The sequence below is a fragment of the Streptomyces sp. NPDC058291 genome, assembly GCF_042880855.1.
Classification (GTDB): domain Bacteria; phylum Actinomycetota; class Actinomycetes; order Streptomycetales; family Streptomycetaceae; genus Streptomyces.
The window spans coordinates 1-14,107 of the sequence record NZ_JBHVYK010000135.1 but is presented as its reverse complement, the minus strand read 5'-3'; the positions used below and the strand labels follow the sequence as shown (position 1 = coordinate 14,107).

At 73.0% G+C, this 14,107-nt stretch carries 16 protein-coding genes; 6 read left to right on the top strand and 10 right to left on the bottom strand.

The window, feature by feature from the left end; genetic code table 11:
• Positions 1-62: 62 nt before the first annotated feature.
• From ACFVYK_RS36435 to ACFVYK_RS36425, 3 genes are all read right to left on the bottom strand, one after another.
• The gene (locus tag ACFVYK_RS36435) at positions 63-1,031 is read right to left on the bottom strand and encodes an SDR family NAD(P)-dependent oxidoreductase (RefSeq protein ID WP_389781026.1); all 969 of its coding nucleotides are present in this window, start codon (positions 1,029-1,031) and stop codon (positions 63-65) included.
• A gap of 366 nt (positions 1,032-1,397) precedes the next feature.
• Positions 1,398-2,054: an HAD family hydrolase gene (locus ACFVYK_RS36430; protein ID WP_389781025.1), complete on the bottom strand. Its 657-nt coding sequence runs from the start codon at positions 2,052-2,054 to the stop codon at positions 1,398-1,400.
• A gap of 83 nt (positions 2,055-2,137) precedes the next feature.
• Complete coding sequence (locus ACFVYK_RS36425) at positions 2,138-3,178, bottom strand: PHP domain-containing protein (protein ID WP_389781024.1); 1,041 nt, start codon at positions 3,176-3,178, stop codon at positions 2,138-2,140.
• A gap of 174 nt (positions 3,179-3,352) precedes the next feature.
• Here ACFVYK_RS36425 and ACFVYK_RS36420 point away from each other — a divergent pair, with 174 nt between their 5' ends.
• Positions 3,353-3,589 (top strand): hypothetical protein, encoded by a 237-nt coding sequence (locus ACFVYK_RS36420; protein ID WP_389781023.1) that lies wholly within the window; start codon positions 3,353-3,355, stop codon positions 3,587-3,589.
• A 43-nt stretch (positions 3,590-3,632) separates the two neighbouring features.
• Here the strand turns inward: ACFVYK_RS36420 and ACFVYK_RS36415 are convergent, their stop codons facing one another.
• Together ACFVYK_RS36415 and ACFVYK_RS36410 are read right to left on the bottom strand one after the other, a co-directional pair.
• Entirely contained in the window at positions 3,633-4,313 is a 681-nt protein-coding gene (locus tag ACFVYK_RS36415; RefSeq protein WP_389781022.1) for a VanZ family protein, read from the bottom strand.
• A gap of 150 nt (positions 4,314-4,463) precedes the next feature.
• Positions 4,464-5,153, bottom strand: a complete 690-nt coding sequence (locus ACFVYK_RS36410; protein ID WP_389781021.1) for a DUF4230 domain-containing protein — start codon at positions 5,151-5,153, stop codon at positions 4,464-4,466.
• A gap of 372 nt (positions 5,154-5,525) precedes the next feature.
• On the opposite strand from ACFVYK_RS36410, the gene ACFVYK_RS36405 reads away from it, so the two are divergent.
• A complete protein-coding gene (locus ACFVYK_RS36405) occupies positions 5,526-6,479 on the top strand; it encodes a ribose-phosphate diphosphokinase (RefSeq protein WP_389781020.1) in 954 nt (317 codons plus the stop codon).
• A 118-nt stretch (positions 6,480-6,597) separates the two neighbouring features.
• Here ACFVYK_RS36405 and ACFVYK_RS36400 read toward each other — a convergent pair whose 3' ends face one another.
• Together ACFVYK_RS36400 and ACFVYK_RS36395 are read right to left on the bottom strand one after the other, a co-directional pair.
• Positions 6,598-6,978: an anti-sigma factor antagonist gene (locus ACFVYK_RS36400; RefSeq protein ID WP_389781019.1), complete on the bottom strand. Its 381-nt coding sequence runs from the start codon at positions 6,976-6,978 to the stop codon at positions 6,598-6,600.
• A 190-nt stretch (positions 6,979-7,168) separates the two neighbouring features.
• On the bottom strand, positions 7,169-7,561 hold the full coding sequence (locus ACFVYK_RS36395) for a MarR family winged helix-turn-helix transcriptional regulator (RefSeq protein ID WP_389781027.1): 393 nt from the start codon (positions 7,559-7,561) through the stop codon (positions 7,169-7,171).
• Between the two features lie 179 nt (positions 7,562-7,740).
• On the opposite strand from ACFVYK_RS36395, the gene ACFVYK_RS36390 reads away from it, so the two are divergent.
• Both ACFVYK_RS36390 and ACFVYK_RS36385 read left to right on the top strand, forming a co-directional pair.
• Complete coding sequence (locus ACFVYK_RS36390) at positions 7,741-9,195, top strand: aldehyde dehydrogenase family protein (RefSeq protein WP_389781018.1); 1,455 nt, start codon at positions 7,741-7,743, stop codon at positions 9,193-9,195.
• Positions 9,196-9,240: 45 nt separating this feature from the next.
• Positions 9,241-10,347: an NAD(P)-dependent alcohol dehydrogenase gene (locus ACFVYK_RS36385; RefSeq protein ID WP_389781017.1), complete on the top strand. Its 1,107-nt coding sequence runs from the start codon at positions 9,241-9,243 to the stop codon at positions 10,345-10,347.
• 7 nt (positions 10,348-10,354) lie between these two features.
• Here ACFVYK_RS36385 and ACFVYK_RS36380 read toward each other — a convergent pair whose 3' ends face one another.
• On the bottom strand, positions 10,355-11,323 hold the full coding sequence (locus tag ACFVYK_RS36380) for an NADP-dependent oxidoreductase (RefSeq protein ID WP_389781016.1): 969 nt from the start codon (positions 11,321-11,323) through the stop codon (positions 10,355-10,357).
• 70 nt (positions 11,324-11,393) lie between these two features.
• On the opposite strand from ACFVYK_RS36380, the gene ACFVYK_RS36375 reads away from it, so the two are divergent.
• The gene (locus ACFVYK_RS36375) at positions 11,394-12,347 is read left to right on the top strand and encodes a GlxA family transcriptional regulator (RefSeq protein ID WP_389781015.1); all 954 of its coding nucleotides are present in this window, start codon (positions 11,394-11,396) and stop codon (positions 12,345-12,347) included.
• Positions 12,348-12,518: 171 nt separating this feature from the next.
• Here the strand turns inward: ACFVYK_RS36375 and ACFVYK_RS36370 are convergent, their stop codons facing one another.
• A complete protein-coding gene (locus ACFVYK_RS36370; RefSeq protein WP_389781014.1) occupies positions 12,519-13,082 on the bottom strand; it encodes a TetR/AcrR family transcriptional regulator in 564 nt (187 codons plus the stop codon).
• Positions 13,079-13,441 (bottom strand): DUF1304 domain-containing protein, encoded by a 363-nt coding sequence (locus tag ACFVYK_RS36365; RefSeq protein ID WP_389781013.1) that lies wholly within the window; start codon positions 13,439-13,441, stop codon positions 13,079-13,081. The genes ACFVYK_RS36370 and ACFVYK_RS36365 overlap by 4 nt, the downstream gene beginning before the upstream one ends.
• Positions 13,442-13,659: 218 nt before the next feature.
• Between ACFVYK_RS36365 and ACFVYK_RS36360 the strand changes: the two genes are divergently transcribed.
• Positions 13,660-14,052 (top strand): VOC family protein, encoded by a 393-nt coding sequence (locus tag ACFVYK_RS36360; protein ID WP_389781012.1) that lies wholly within the window; start codon positions 13,660-13,662, stop codon positions 14,050-14,052.
• The last annotated feature ends 55 nt before the right edge of the window (positions 14,053-14,107 follow it).

Here is a 14,107-nt window from a genome sequence, read left to right as displayed (position 1 = left end):
TGCCAACTCCGAAGGCCGGGCGCCCCATTGCGGGGCAACCAAAAAGGTAATGGGGAGCGGGACTATCCGTGGGCGGCGAAGGCGTTCACGCCCGTGAGTTCGGCGGACAGTTCCCACAGCCGCGCCGCCTGCTGCGGATCCGTCGCCCAGTCCTTGACGCCGGAGCGTGCGTCGCCGTCGACGGCGGCCTCGGCGACGTCGCAGTCCTCCAGGTAGAGGCCGCCCATGCCGGCCAGCTGGGGCGAGGTCGCCGCCCAGATCTGGGTGGCCGCGCCCTGCTCCGGGGTCTTGAAGCCGGCCTGGTCGATCACGTTGCCGTCCTGGTCGATCCAGCCGCGCTCCACCATCTCCTCCTTGGGGAGGTGCCGCTGCAGGGGCGTGATGATGCCGCCGGGGTGGAGCGAGAAGGCGCGTACGCCCCGGTCCCGGCCCAGCCGGTCGAGGTGGACGGCGAACAGGGCGTTCGCCGTCTTCGCCTGGCCGTAGGCCTCCCACTTGTCGTAGCCGCGCTGCCAGTGGACGTCGTCCCAGCGCACGCCGGAGAAGTGGTGGCCGCGCGAGGACACGGAGACCACGCGGGCCCCGCCGGGCTCGATCGCGGACCACAGCCGGTTGACCAGCGCGAAGTGGCCGAGGTGGTTCGTCGCGAACTGCGCCTCCCAGCCGGGCCCGACGCGGGTCTCGGGGCAGGCCATGATCCCGGCGTTGCCGATGAAGAGGTCGACGGTGCGGCCGGAGGCGAGGAAGCGGTCGGCGAAGCCGCGCACGCTGTCCAGGTCGGCGAGGTCCAGCTCGTCCACCTCGACGCCGTCGAGACCGGCCATGGCCCCGCGGGCGGCGTCCGGGCGGCGGGCGGGGACGACGACGCGTGCGCCGGCCCTGGCGAGCGAGCGGGTGGTCTCCAGACCCAGTCCGGAGTAACCGCCGGTGACGATCGCGAGCCGGCCGCTCAGGTCGACGCCGGCCAGGACGTCGTCGGCGGTGCTGTGGGCGTCGAACCCGGAACCGATCTTGTGCTGTGCAGTGCTCATGTCCGAGACGCTACGGTTGGGAGTGCGCTCGAAGTCAAGCCCGCCCCAGGGCGGCCGCCGGACGGCCCGGGACAGACGACGGCTGCAGGAAAAGAGAAGCCCCGACCGGACGGGGGAATCACGGTCGGGGCGGTCTGTGCGTGGGCGCGGACGGCGGTCGCCTCTCGGCGAAACGCTCCACAGGGCTTCAGCCGGACGATCGTCCCTGTGGGCAGAAGGTGAGGCCCGGGGACACTGTCCCGTCCGCACCCACGGTTGGTTCAACGGGTAACTACCTAGGAGTGTTCCCCGACCGGCCCCCACGCGAGGTGACGTCCGTCACCCGGCTCACCCGCCCGGCTCACCGGCTCCGGGGCCCAGCCCCCTTCAGCCCAGCGGGCTCGTCGACAGGGACGCCAGCAGATCGGCCGCGTCGGCGTAGACGGCGTCCGCGCCCGCCTCCAGCAGGTCGGCGCGCGGGATCCCCCCGCTGAGAAGGCCCACGCAGCGCACCCCGGCCCGGCGGCCCGCCCGCATGTCCCACACGGTGTCGCCGACGAACACGGCCTGCTCGGCGGGCGCGCCGGCCAGTTCCAGGGCGTGTTCCACGGGTTCCGGCGCGGGCTTGCCCTGCTCGACGTCGTCCGCGCTGGCCGTCGCGGCGATGACGTCGTCCGCGTCGATGGCGCTGCGCAGAGCCGACAGCTCGGCGCCGCTCGCGGAGGTGGCGAGCACGACCGTCCAGCCGGCGTCGTGCACCCGGCGCAGCAGCGCGCCGGCGTCCCGCAGCGGCGGCAACCGGTCGAAGTACTGGCCGTACAGGGCCTTGTGGGCGGCGCTCAGTTCGGCGTCCTGGTCCTCGTCCCGGTCGTCGCCGAGCAGGTGGGCGATCAGGTCGTCGGACCCGAGCCCGACGGCCCGGTGCACGGCGTGCATGGGCACCCGGTGGCCCGCCTGCCGAAACGCCTCCCACCAGGTGACGACGTGCAGGTGGTTGGTGTCGACGAGGGTGCCGTCGACGTCGAACACGGCGGCGCGTGTCATCGCGGTCCTTTCTGCGGCTGTCTCCGGGCTCTGCCGAGCCCGCGAGCTGTGCGGATGTCTTCGGGGATGTTGCGAGTACCACCTCACGGGCCGGCCACGCCGGCCGGCACCCGGCCCTCCCGTGTCCAGGCCAGCAGGTCCGCGAGCGGCCAGGCGGTCACGATCCGCTCCGGGGGCACCTCGCACTCCTCGGCCCGCGCACAGCCCAGGATCTGCCAGTCCAGCTGGCCGGGCGCGTGCGCGTCGGTGTCGACGGAGAACAGCACGCCCGCCTCGACGGCCCGGCGCAGCAGCCGGCGCGGCGGGTCGAGCCGCTCGGGCCGGCTGTTGATCTCCACGGCGGTGCCCGACTCGGCGCACGCCGCGAACACCTCGTCCGCGTCGAACTCCGACTCGGGCCGCCCCCGGCCCGTCACCAGCCGGCCGGTGCAGTGGCCGAGGATGTCGGCGTGCGGGTCGCGCACGGCGTTCACCATGCGGCGCGTCATCGCACGGGCGTCCATGCGCAGTTTGGAGTGCACGGACACCACCACCACGTCGAGCCGTTCCAGCAGCTCCGGCTCCTGGTCCAGCGAGCCGTCGTCGAGGATGTCGCACTCGATGCCGGTGAGCAGCCGGAAGGGCGCCCAGGAGGCGTTGAGCTCCTCGACGACGTCCAGCTGGCGGCGCAGCCGCTCGGGGGAGAGCCCGCGGGCCACCGTCAGACGCGGGGAGTGATCGGTGAGCACGGCCCACTCATGGCCGAGCGCGGCGGCCGCCCGGCCCATCTCGTCGATGGGGCTGCCGCCGTCCGACCAGTCGGAGTGGACATGGCAGTCCCCGCGCAGCAGAGCGCGCAGCCGGCTTCCCGCGCCGTCCGTGAGCGGTCGGCCGGCCTCCTGCTCCAGCTTCTCCAGGTAGGACGGCGTCTGTCCGGCGAGGGCCTCGCGCGCCACCTGCGCGGTCTTGGGACCCACGCCCTTCAGCGACTCCAGCGTCCCGGCCGCCGCCCGCTGCTGCACCTCCGCCGCGGGCAGTCGCGCGAGCACGCGTGCCGCGGTCCGGAAGGCCCGTACGCGGTAGGTCGGCGCCAGGGAACGTTCCAGCAGGAAGGCGATCCGGTCCAGTGCCTCGACGGGATCCATGGCCACCTCCTCGCTCCAGGGTTCCCCACCGCCGCCCCGGCCGCACGACGGGCTGGGCCGCGCCTCCCGGCCGAGGGGCTGGGCCGCGCTTTGCGGCCGTCGCCCGGACGGCCTCGGTGAGTGGGGAGAGATCCGACGGTTCATACCGGATCGTTCCGCTCTACCCTCTATGTCATGACCGAAATCGCGAGCCTACGGATCTCCCGGCCGCGGATCATGGTGCTCGGGGTGCAGCCGGGCCCCTCGCCGTTCCGCATCGTGGAGATCGACGCCGAGGTGGTCGGCGAGGCGCGGGACGTGACCGACGTCCTCGAGATCGCCGCCGCCTACGGCATCACGGTCCACGACCTCGACGACCCGGACACCGTGCGCTGGGTGGGCGGGGACAAGTACACCTGGAGGCCGCACTGACGGCCGTCGCGGCAGCCGTGCCGGCCGCGGGCCCCGCGCCTCCTCAGGCGGGCCGCCTGCGCGCGTGCACCGCACGGCTCACCCGGCGGCCGAGGAGCAGGTAGCCGATGAGGGCGCCGGTCGTGTTGAGGATGACGTCGTCGATGTCGAAGGCGCGTCCGGTCACCAGCGCGCCCTGGGCGAACTCCACGAGCAGCATGACGGTCGCGGTCAGCAGCAGGACGCGCAGCAGCCCGCGCGCCCGCGGCGCGACGACCGGCACCAGCACCCCGAAGGGGACGCCGAGCAGCACGTTCCCGCCGATCTGCTTCACCGCGTCGCGCAGCGCGGGCTGGTCCAGGTAGGCCCGCAGCGAGTCGCCCGGGTGCAGGTTGGAGTGGACCAGCGCCGCCGACGCGGGCGACGGCTCCAGGGTGATCTTGGCGAGCACGACGGCGAACGCCACCATGAACATGAAGGCCACCAGCATCGCGAGCAGGCGGAGCGGGAACGGCAGCGGCCGGTGCTCGGCACGCGCCGTCTCCGCGGCCGCGGCCCGGTCGGCCCTCTCGGCCCTGCGCGTCCTCTCCGCCCGCTCGGCCCGGCGAGCAGCCCGGGCTCTGCCGATCCGCCCGGTCCAGCCCGGCCTGTCGGCCTTCTCGGGCTCGGGCTCGGGTTCGGGTGCGGCGGCCTTGGCCGGGCGCAGGCGGAACGTGGTGAGTGGACGTAGCGCTGCACGGGCCATGCGGTCCTCCAGTACTCAACTTCTCGGCGTGGTAGCGCGGTTACCCGCGAACGGCCCGGGGATGCGGGCGGGGGGCCGCCGGTGTGGCTCCGCGCGGCCGACGCGCTCACGCGCGCGTCCGGCCGCCGCGTCCCTCACCGGACCGGGGCGTCAGCCTCCGTAGGACACCTTCACCTCCGTGAAGCCGAGGGAGCGCAGCAGCCCCTGGAGCATGTCGGTGGTGTTGGTCTCGGCGCGCGCGGTCAGCTCGCTCTCCTTCGCCGCGTCCCCGATGTGCTTGACCGCGAGTTTCTGCACGGCCTGCTCTCCGCCGGGGTTGTCCGAGAAGAGGTCGCCGAGGCGGTCGAGGAGGCCGCGCTGCTTGGACACGGCGTAGGAGCGGTCGGGGTCGAGGGCCGGTTTGCCCAGCTGGGCGTGCGGCAGCCGGAGCGTGGCCGAGGTGCGGTCCTGGTCGACCGTGACGTTCTTGTCGCCGACCTTGCCGAGGTCGACGTAGGCGTCGACGGTGCCCGCCCCGACGTACAGGGTGCGGGTGCCCCGGATGGCGTCCGGAAGGTACTTGGCGTCCTTCTCCAGGTCCACGACGACCTGGAAGTTGCCGGAGGCGGCGTCGTAGCGGCTCATGTCCTGGATGGACTTGAGGAGGGCGGGGCCCGAGCGGTCATGGGTCTCGGTGCCGAAGAAGTCGCGCAGCCCCGGCAGCAGGCTCAACCGGATCCCGGCGAACATCACGACGAGCACGACCACGACGGCGGTGAGCACCTTGGCCCAGCCGGGCATGCGGCCGGGCAGGCGCCGGGTGGGCTTGGTGTCTCTGGTGGGCTCGGTGGAAGTCGTCATGCGGACGGTCCTCTCTTCCTACTGACCGGCTACTGACCGGATTCCCGCCAATGCCCGTGTCAGACCGCCCTGTTGAGGAGCTGTGACAGTAAGGGCGACCCGCGGCGCCGCTCCCTCGCCGGGCCGGGGACGCCGCCCGGCACGGGCGAGCGTCGCCGCGCGCCACTCGGCCGGGGGAGCGGCCGGTGAGCTCTACGCGCCGGGAACGGTCGGGCGCCCGTCGGGGCTGCGGGTGTCTTCGAGGAGCCTCCGGGGGCCCGCGAGAGATCTTGAACAGGTCTTTCAGGGGTCTACGACGGTGGGCGAAACGGACGTGGTCCGTAGCATGAGGGGTCCCGCCCCCGGCCGGACGTGATCAGCGAGGAGCCGACCGTGCGAGACATCTCCGTGTTCAGCGGCAGTGCCCACCCCGAGCTGGCAGCCGAGGTCTGCGCCCACCTCGGAGTGCCCCTGAGCCCCACCCGCCTCAGCAGGTTCGCCAACGACTGCCTGGAGGTCCAGCTCCAGGCGAACTGCCGGGAACGGGACGTCTTCCTCGTCCAGCCCCTGGTCCGGCCCGTGCAGGAGCACCTGGTGGAGCTGCTGCTGATGTGCGACGCGGCCCGTGGGGCGTCCGCGGGACGGATCACGGTCGTCATGCCGCACTATTCCTACGCGCGCTCCGACAAGAAGGACGCCCCCCGGATCTCGCTGGGCGGACGCCTGGTCGCCGATCTGATGGCGGCGGCCGGCGTCCACCGCGTGCTCACCATGACGCTCCACTCGCCCCAGGTGCACGGCTTCTTCTCGATGCCGGTGGACCACCTGCACGCCCACCGGGAACTGGCGGCGCACTTCCGCCGCTACGACCTCACCCGTACCACCGTCGTCTCGCCGGACCTCGGCAACGCCAAGGAGGCCGCGGCCTTCGCCCGGATGATCGACGCCCAGGTGGCGGCGGGGGCCAAGCAGCGGTACGCCGACGACCGGGTCAGCATCAGCGCGGTGATCGGCGAGATCGCCGGGCGCGACGTCATCGTCCTGGACGACGAGATCGCCAAGGGCAGCACGGTCCTGGAACTCCTGGACCGCCTCAGGGAGCTGGAGCCCCGCTCGATACGGGTGGCGTGCACGCACGGGCTGTTCGCCGCCGGCGCGCTCAAGCGGCTCAGCGAGCAGCCGGACGTCCTGGAGATCGTGTGCACCAACACGGTGCCGGTGCCCGTCGAGGAGCACACGGACAAGCTGCGGATCCTGTCCATCGCCCCCGCTCTGGCGGAGGCGGTGCGCCGCATTCACAACGGCGAGTCGGTCAGCGCCCTGTTCGACGCGGCGCGGGGGCAGTAGCGTCAAGGACGGCCGGCGGCGGGGCCTCCACGGGCGGACCGTCGGAAGCCGGCCGGGTCGTCGGGCCGGCCGGGTCGTCGGGCCGGGCGGGTGGGGTGGGCAGCGCTTCGAGGCGCCGTCATAACGTGCCCGACGTGGCGCCGGGCCGTTCCAGGGCCGCGTCCAGCGTCCTGGCGGGCGGCAGCAGCCGGGACAGTCCGGTGGCGCGCAGGATCCGCAGCGTGAGCGGGTGGGCGCAGACGAGGTGCAGATGCCCGTCGTGGTCGAGGACCCGTCTGCGCGCCCGGTACAGCAGGCGCAGCCCGGAGCAGTCGAAGAACTCGATCCGGGTCAGGTCGATCACGATCCGCGGTGCGTGCCCGGCGGTCGCCTCGTCGAGCAGCGGGCCGATCTCCGTGGCCGCGACGAGGTCGATCTCGCCGCGGAACTCCAGCACCGTGTATCCCCGGTCCCGGCCGATGCGCAGATGCGGGGAGTCCGCCGCGGGTTCCAGCTGCACGACGACATCGCCTCCAACCCGCTCCACCGGTCGGGAGCTTCCAACGGCCGGGGAGTTCGCAGCAGTTCCCCGCCCCAGCAAGTTACCCCCGATGGAGTGCATTCCAGCATGTTCGGTTGACATATGTCTTCGAAATGCAACCGACTCTGGCCGAGTTTTTTCGAGTCGTGAGCGAAGGGGGGTCGAACCGTTACGACAGCGCGTGCCACGCCTTGGAGAGGGCGGTGCGCAACTGCTCCGTCTGGTGGGCCGTGAGCTCCCCGACCATGCGCTCCTCGAGCTCCCGCACCGGGCCGGCGTGCCGCTCCAGCAGCCCGCGCCCCTCCTCGGTGAGCAGGATCAGCCGTTCGCGCCGGTTGTGTGGATTGCGCTCGCGCCGGATCAGGCCGCGCCCCTCCAGGGAGCGCACCAGATCCGCGATGGACTGGGCGGTGACGAAGGAGTCCCGGGCCAGCTGGGCGGCCGACAGCCCGTCGTGCCGCTCCAGGACGGTGAGCGCCGTGTACTGCAGGGCCGTGATCCCGGACGGCCTGACCAGGTCGTCCAGACGGGATCGCACGACCAGCTCCACCTGCTTCACCATGTAGAGCAGGGAAGGAGGCGTCCTGTACGGCTGCGGTGCGGGTGCCGCCGCCTGGGTTGAACGAGTGCCGGCCATGGGACCGAGCGTAGACCATTGACAGGAAACCTGGCTGTAATGAGACTGCGAACCAACAGGAATCCTGTTTGTTGAAATCTTGGCGACGATGCTGAGGAGTGGCGATGACCACCTGGGAGATCGACCCCGGCCGGCTGTTCATCGGGGGACAGTGGCGCGAGGCCGCGGACGGAGCGCGCACCGAGGTGGTCGATCCGTCCCGTGGCGCGGTCGTCACCACCGTCGCGGAGGCGGGCGCCGTCGACGTGGACGCCGCGGTGCGGGCCGCGCGGGAGGCCTTCGACGCCGGGCAGTGGTCCGGCCTCAGCGGCCGTGAGCGCGGCCGGGTGCTGCTGCGCGTGGCCCGGCTGATCCGCGAGGAGGCCGACGCCATCGCCCGGCTGGAGAGCCTGGACGTCGGCAAGCCCATCACCCTGGCGCACGCCGTCGACGTCACCAACGCGGCCAACGACTACGAGTACTTCGCCTCCCTCGCCTTCGGCCTGGAGGGCGCCAACCGCGACACCCCCATGAACGCCCTCGCCTACACCCGGCGGGGCCCGATCGGCGTGATCGCCGCGATCACCCCGTTCAACTTCCCGCTGATCCTGGCCGGCTCCAAGATCGCCCCGGCTCTCGCCGCCGGCAACACGGTCGTGCACAAGCCCGCCGACGAGACCCCGCTCAGCGCCCTGTACATGGCAGACCTGTTCCAGCGGGCCGGCGTCCCCGACGGCGTGGTCAACGTCGTCACCGGCGCGGGCCCCGTCGCCGGCGAGGCGCTGCTGCGCCACCCGGGCGTCGACAAGATCGCCTTCACCGGCTCCACCGCGATCGGCCGGCACGCGGCGAGCGTCGCGGGGGAGAACCTCAAGCCCGTCACCATGGAGCTCGGCGGCAACGCGGCGCACCTCGTCTTCGAGGACGCCGACCTGGAGAAGGCCGTCGGCGCGGTCATCAAGGGCTTCGTCTTCAACACCGGCCAGTTCTGCATGGGCGGCCCGCGTCTGCTCGTGGCCCGCCCGGTCTACAGCACCCTGCTGGGCATCCTCGCCGAGGCCGTCCCCGGGGTGCCGGTGGGCGACCCCCGGCTGCCGGAGACCGTCGTCGGGCCGATGGCGGGGGAGAGGCACCTGCGCAAGGTCGAGGAGTACGTCGACCTCGCCCGCAAGGAGGGCGCCCGCATCGTCTGCGGTGGCGAGCGCCTCGACCTCGACGGCGGCTACTACTACCGGCCGACCGTGATCGCGGACCTCGCCGACGACTCCCGCGTCGTCCAGGAGGAGATCTTCGGCCCGGTCCTCACCGTGCAGCCCTTCGACACCGAGGACGAGGCCATCGCGCTCGCCAACTCCACGCCGTACGGGCTGGCTTCGGGCGTCCAGACCGGAAACCTGGCCCGCGCCCACCGCGTCGCCGACCGCCTGCAGGCCGGCATCGTCTGGGTCAACGACTGGGCGATGCTCGACCCCGCCGTCCCCTTCGGCGGCGTCAAGGACTCCGGCTTCGGGCGTGAGTACGGCCCCGAGGCGCTCGCCGCGTACACCAGGGTCAAGTCCGTCGTCGTCTCGCTCGACTGAGCGCGCCCGCCCCGAACACCTCTGCCCGACACAGGAGTTGCACCCATGCCCCTCACCACACGCGCCGCCGTCGTCGAGTCCGCGGGAGCGCCCTTCACCCTCTGCGAGGTCGTGCTCGACGACCCCGCGCCGCACGAGGCGGTCGTCCGGCTGGTCGCCGCCGGGCTGTGCCACACCGACCTCGGCGTCGCGAGCGGCGGACTGCCCTTCCCGCTGCCCGGGGTTCTCGGGCACGAGGGCGCGGGCGTCGTGGAGGCGGTCGGCTCGGCGGTCACCGGCGTGGCCCCCGGCGACCACGTCGTGCTGTCCTTCACCTCGTGCGGTGACTGCCGCAACTGCCACGGGGGCCATCCCGCCTACTGCGCCGCCTGGCTGCCGCTGAACCTGATCGGCGGCCGCCGCGCCGACGGCACCGCGACCGTCAGCCGGGACGGCGCGGCCCTCGGCGGTCACTTCTTCGGCCAGTCCTCCTTCGCCGAGCGGGCGCTGGTCGACGAGCGCAGCCTCGTGAAGGTCGACCCCGACGTGCCGCTGGCGTCGATCGCCCCACTGGGCTGTGGAGTCCAGACCGGCGTCGGCGCCGTGTGGAACGTACTGAGGCCGGCGGCCGGCGACACGGTCGTCGTCCTCGGCGCCGGAGCCGTCGGCCTGTCGGCGGTAATGGCGGCCGCCCTGTCGCCGGCCACCACGGTCATCGCCGTCGACCGGGTCCCCGAACGCCTGGAACTGGCACGGGAGTTGGGCGCCACCCACACCGTCGACGCCGGCCGGACCGGCCCGGGCGAGGCCGTCGCGGAGATCACCGGCGGACAGGGGGCCGACGGCGTCGTGGAGACCACGGGCAGCACGGCCGTGCTGCGCCAGGGCGTCGACGCGCTCGCCGCCCGCGGCACCCTGGTCGTCGTGGGTGCGCCGCCCTTCGGCAGCGAGGTCGCCCTGGACGTCAACGGACTGCTCGGCGGCAAGCGCGTCGTCGGACTCACCCTCGGCGACAGCGAGACGCAGACCTTCATCCCGGCGCTGGTCGAGCTGGTCAAGAGCGGGCGTCTCCCGCTGGACCGCCTGATCGGCGTCTATCCGTTCGCGGACATCGACCAGGCGGTGCGGGACATGACCGCGGGCAGGACCATCAAGCCCGTGCTCGTCTTCTGACGTCCCCTCACTCGACGGTCAGCACCAGCTTCCCGGTGGTCCGGCCGGTGTCGCCGAGCCGGTGCGCCTCGGCGGCCTCGGCCAGCGGGAACGTCCCCGCGATCGTGGCGCGCAGCCGGCCCGCCTCGACCAGTTCGGCGATCGCGCGCATCCCGGCCCGGTCCGCGTCGACGAGCATCCGCACCGCCCGCACCCCGAGGCGCTCGGCCTCCTCGGAGAACTCGTCCGAGCCCACCGGCAGGATCGACACCACGATCCCGCCCGGCCGCAGCACGCCGAGCGAGCGCACCGAGGTGTCGCCGCCCAGCGTGTCCAGGACGACGTCGACGTCCTTCACGGCCTCGGCGAAGTCGGTCTCCCGGTAGTCGATCGCCTCGTCGACGCCCAGCTCGCGCAGGAAGTCGTGCTTGCCCGCGCTGGCCGTGCCGATCACGTACGCGCCGCGCGCCTTGGCGATCTGCACGGCGACATGTCCGACCCCGCCGGCCGCGGCATGGATCAACACCCGCTGCCCTGGGGTGAGTCCGGCGGTCTCCACCAGCGCCTGCCAGGCGGTCAGCGAGACCAGCGGCAGCGCGCCCGCCTGGACGTGGTCGACGCCTTCGGGCTTGTGCCACAGGGCGCGGACCGGCGCGATGACGTACTCGGCGTGCGAGCCGTGGCCGAAGGGGTAGGGCAGCATGCCGAAGACCTCGTCGCCGGGCGCGAAGGCGGCCACGCCGACGCCGACCGCCTCCACCGTTCCCGAGACGTCCCAGCCCAGGACGAAGGGCGGCTCGCCCAGGAACCCGCCCGTGGCGCGGTGCTTCCAGTCGGTCGGGTTGACGCCGGCGGCGCGCACCCGGACCAGGACCTCGTTCGGGCGGGGTGCGGGTCGCTCCACCTCTGCTTGCTTCAGTACCTCGGGACCGCCGAGGACGTCCTGGCCGATGACGCGCATGGTGTTCACGGTGCGCGGGGTGTTCTCAGTGCTCATGCTGAACAGCCTGCCCGGCCGGCCCCGGCCGCGAAATGGCATGATTGCCAACATCCGATAGAATCATGCCATGCCCCTCGCAGACCAGCACCGTGTCGTCGTCCTCGCCCTCGACGGCGTCTACCCGTTCGAGCTCGGCATCCCGAGCCGGATCTTCGGCGCCGCCGACGGCCACTACGAGATCCTGACCTGCACGGTCGACGGCCTCCCGGTGCGCACGAACGCCGACTTCACGGTCGGCGTGGAACACGGCCCCGAGGCGCTGGCGACGGCCGACACGGTCGTGATCGCGCCGATCGCGACCGACCGGGTGACGTCGGAGCTGCCGGACGCGGTGGCCGAGGCCCTCGCCCGGATCCGCCCCGAGGCGCGCATCGTCTCCATCTGCACCGCCGCGTTCGTCCTGGCCGCGGCCGGACTGCTCGACGGCCGCCGGGCCACCACCCACTGGCAGGTGACCGAGCTCTTCCGCCGGATGCACCCGCAGGTCGAGCTCGACCCGGACGTGCTGTTCGTCGACGACGACCGCGTGCTGACCTCGGCCGGAGCCGCCTCGGGCGTCGACGTGTGCCTGCACATCGTCCGCAAGGACCACGGCAGCGAACTCGCCAACCAGGTGGCCCGCCGCTGTGTCGTGCCGCCCTTCCGGGACGGCGGTCAGGCGCAGTACATCGAGCAGCCCGTGCCGGAGGCCGGCGCGGCCGGCACGGCCGCCACCCGGTCCTGGGCCCTGGAGCGGCTCGACCAGCCCCTCGCCCTCGCCGACCTCGCCGCGCACGCCCGGATGAGCCTGCGCACCTTCGCCCGCCGTTTCCACGACGAGGTGGGACTGAGCCCCGGCCGCTGGCTGATCCAGCAGCGCGTCGCGCACGCCCGGCGGCTGCTGGAGGCCAGCGACCTCTCCGTGGACCAGATCGCCGCTCGCGTCGGCTTCGCCACCGGCGCCTCCCTGCGCCAGCATCTGCACACCGCGATCGGCGTCTCCCCGCAGGCCTACCGCAGAACCTTCCAGACGGCCCGCTGAGCGTTCGGCGCGGCGGCCGGGCGGATCCGCGCGACGGGCCGAGGGCGGTGACCGTCACCGCACGGCCCCGCCGTCGTCACTGACACGGGCTCCCCCCGCGACGGGGGCCGGCGTCCCGCGTGCGCCGCCTCGGGGGTGGATGCGGCGTCCCGCCCCGCAGGCGACGGCCGCTCAGCGGCTCGCGTGCAGCGCGACCAGCAACTGCCATACCTGGTCGGCGATCTGGCCGGGCGTGCCGTCCAGGTCGCCGTGCAGCCAGTCGGCCAGCACGCCGGCGAAGGTCGCGGCGACGGCCGAGGCGACCAGGGGCGCGTCCGCCGCGCCCGCCCGCTCCCGTTCCCGCAGGCTGTAGGCCCGCAGGTCCCGGTGGAGCACCCGGCCGAGCGGCCCGCCGCCGCCCGGCGCCAGCAAGGTGCGGTACAGGGCGGCGTGCGGGGTCAGCGAGCCGAAGAACTCCGCCAGCGCGGCCGGCGCCCGCACCGGGTCCGGCCGTCCGCGCCAGGCGTGCAGCGCCTCCACGGCCTCGCGCACGACGTCCGCGCAGGCGTCGACGGCGAGAGCCTCCAGGTCGGGGTAGTGCACATAGAACGTGGCCCTTCCGACGCCCGCCCGGCGCACCAGCGCGGCCACCCCGACCTCCTCCAGCGGCCGTTCGGCGCATTCCTGGAGCAGTGCGGTCCGCAGCCTGGCCCGGGTGCGGGCCGCCCGTGGGTCCTCGGCCTGGCCGCGGGTCACTGCGCGATCAGGACGGCGGCCAGGGCGAGCGCGCCCGGCAGGGCCTGTGCGACGAGGATCCGCCGGTTCGCGGTCACCGCGCCGTACACCCCCGCGACGATCACGCACGACAGGAAGAAGACCTGCGCCCTGAACCCGGTCGGATCGGCCGCGACCAGCCCCCACACCAGCCCCGCCGCCAAAAAGCCGTTGTACAGCCCCTGGTTGGCCGCCAGCGGAGCGGTCCGCTCGGCCAACTCGGCGTCGAAGCCGTGGAAGGACATCCCCGGCGGCTTGCGCCACAGGAACATCTCCATCACCAGGATGTAGAGGTGCAGCGCCGCCACCAGCGCGACCAGCACGTTCGCCAGGATGTCCATGATCTCCCTCGACTCTGTTTCTCAGACAGGTGTCCACTATAGCGGGACGCCTGTCCAGGAAATCCGGCCGGTCGTCCATGACAGCCGTCGCTGTACGCCGCATGACCCGCCCGCGGCCGGGGGATTCGTCGGCAGGCGGGACGGAAACGGGGGTATCCGCAAGGTCCGGGGACGGGACTCGCCCGCCCCGGCCCGGACCTCGCGGAGGAGACGACGACATGGCAGTGGTGAAAGCGGGCGTCGTGGTGCTCGACTGTGCCGAGCCCGAGAAGCTCGCCGAGTTCTACAAGGGGCTGCTCGACGCCGAGCAGACCGACGCGAGCGCCAACCGCGTCGAGATCAGGGGGGCCGACGGCATCCGGCTGGCCTTCCGGCGCGACGTCAACGCGACCCCGCCGAGCTGGCCCCGACCCGAGAACTCCCTCCAGGCCCACCTGGACTTCATCGTCGACGACCTCGACGACGTGGAGCGCAAGGTCGTCAGCCTGGGCGGCCGCCCGCTGGAGACCAAGGGCGCTCCGGGCCCGCACGAGGAACGCGGGTACGCCGACCCGGCCGGCCACTCCTTCACCCTGCGCCTGGAACCTTCCACCGCGCCCAAACAGGGCTGAGCCGAGCACCGTGTCCTGGCCGACGTCCGGTCCGGACAGCCCGCCGGCCCGGGGC

What these genes read in the sequence shown, in the direction of transcription:
- ACFVYK_RS36435 (WP_389781026.1), bottom strand. Translation starts at nt 1,031, where the DNA reads ATGAGCACTGCACAGCACAAGATCGGTTCCGGGTTCGACGCCCACAGC.
- ACFVYK_RS36430 (WP_389781025.1), bottom strand. Translation starts at nt 2,054, where the DNA reads ATGACACGCGCCGCCGTGTTCGACGTCGACGGCACCCTCGTCGACACC.
- ACFVYK_RS36425 (WP_389781024.1), bottom strand. Translation starts at nt 3,178, where the DNA reads ATGGATCCCGTCGAGGCACTGGACCGGATCGCCTTCCTGCTGGAACGT.
- ACFVYK_RS36420 (WP_389781023.1), top strand. Translation starts at nt 3,353, where the DNA reads ATGACCGAAATCGCGAGCCTACGGATCTCCCGGCCGCGGATCATGGTG.
- ACFVYK_RS36415 (WP_389781022.1), bottom strand. Translation starts at nt 4,313, where the DNA reads ATGGCCCGTGCAGCGCTACGTCCACTCACCACGTTCCGCCTGCGCCCG.
- ACFVYK_RS36410 (WP_389781021.1), bottom strand. Translation starts at nt 5,153, where the DNA reads ATGACGACTTCCACCGAGCCCACCAGAGACACCAAGCCCACCCGGCGC.
- ACFVYK_RS36395 (WP_389781027.1), bottom strand. Translation starts at nt 7,561, where the DNA reads ATGGTGAAGCAGGTGGAGCTGGTCGTGCGATCCCGTCTGGACGACCTG.
- ACFVYK_RS36390 (WP_389781018.1), top strand. Translation starts at nt 7,741, where the DNA reads ATGACCACCTGGGAGATCGACCCCGGCCGGCTGTTCATCGGGGGACAG.
- ACFVYK_RS36385 (WP_389781017.1), top strand. Translation starts at nt 9,241, where the DNA reads ATGCCCCTCACCACACGCGCCGCCGTCGTCGAGTCCGCGGGAGCGCCC.
- ACFVYK_RS36380 (WP_389781016.1), bottom strand. Translation starts at nt 11,323, where the DNA reads ATGAGCACTGAGAACACCCCGCGCACCGTGAACACCATGCGCGTCATC.
- ACFVYK_RS36375 (WP_389781015.1), top strand. Translation starts at nt 11,394, where the DNA reads ATGCCCCTCGCAGACCAGCACCGTGTCGTCGTCCTCGCCCTCGACGGC.
- ACFVYK_RS36365 (WP_389781013.1), bottom strand. Translation starts at nt 13,441, where the DNA reads ATGGACATCCTGGCGAACGTGCTGGTCGCGCTGGTGGCGGCGCTGCAC.
- ACFVYK_RS36360 (WP_389781012.1), top strand. Translation starts at nt 13,660, where the DNA reads ATGGCAGTGGTGAAAGCGGGCGTCGTGGTGCTCGACTGTGCCGAGCCC.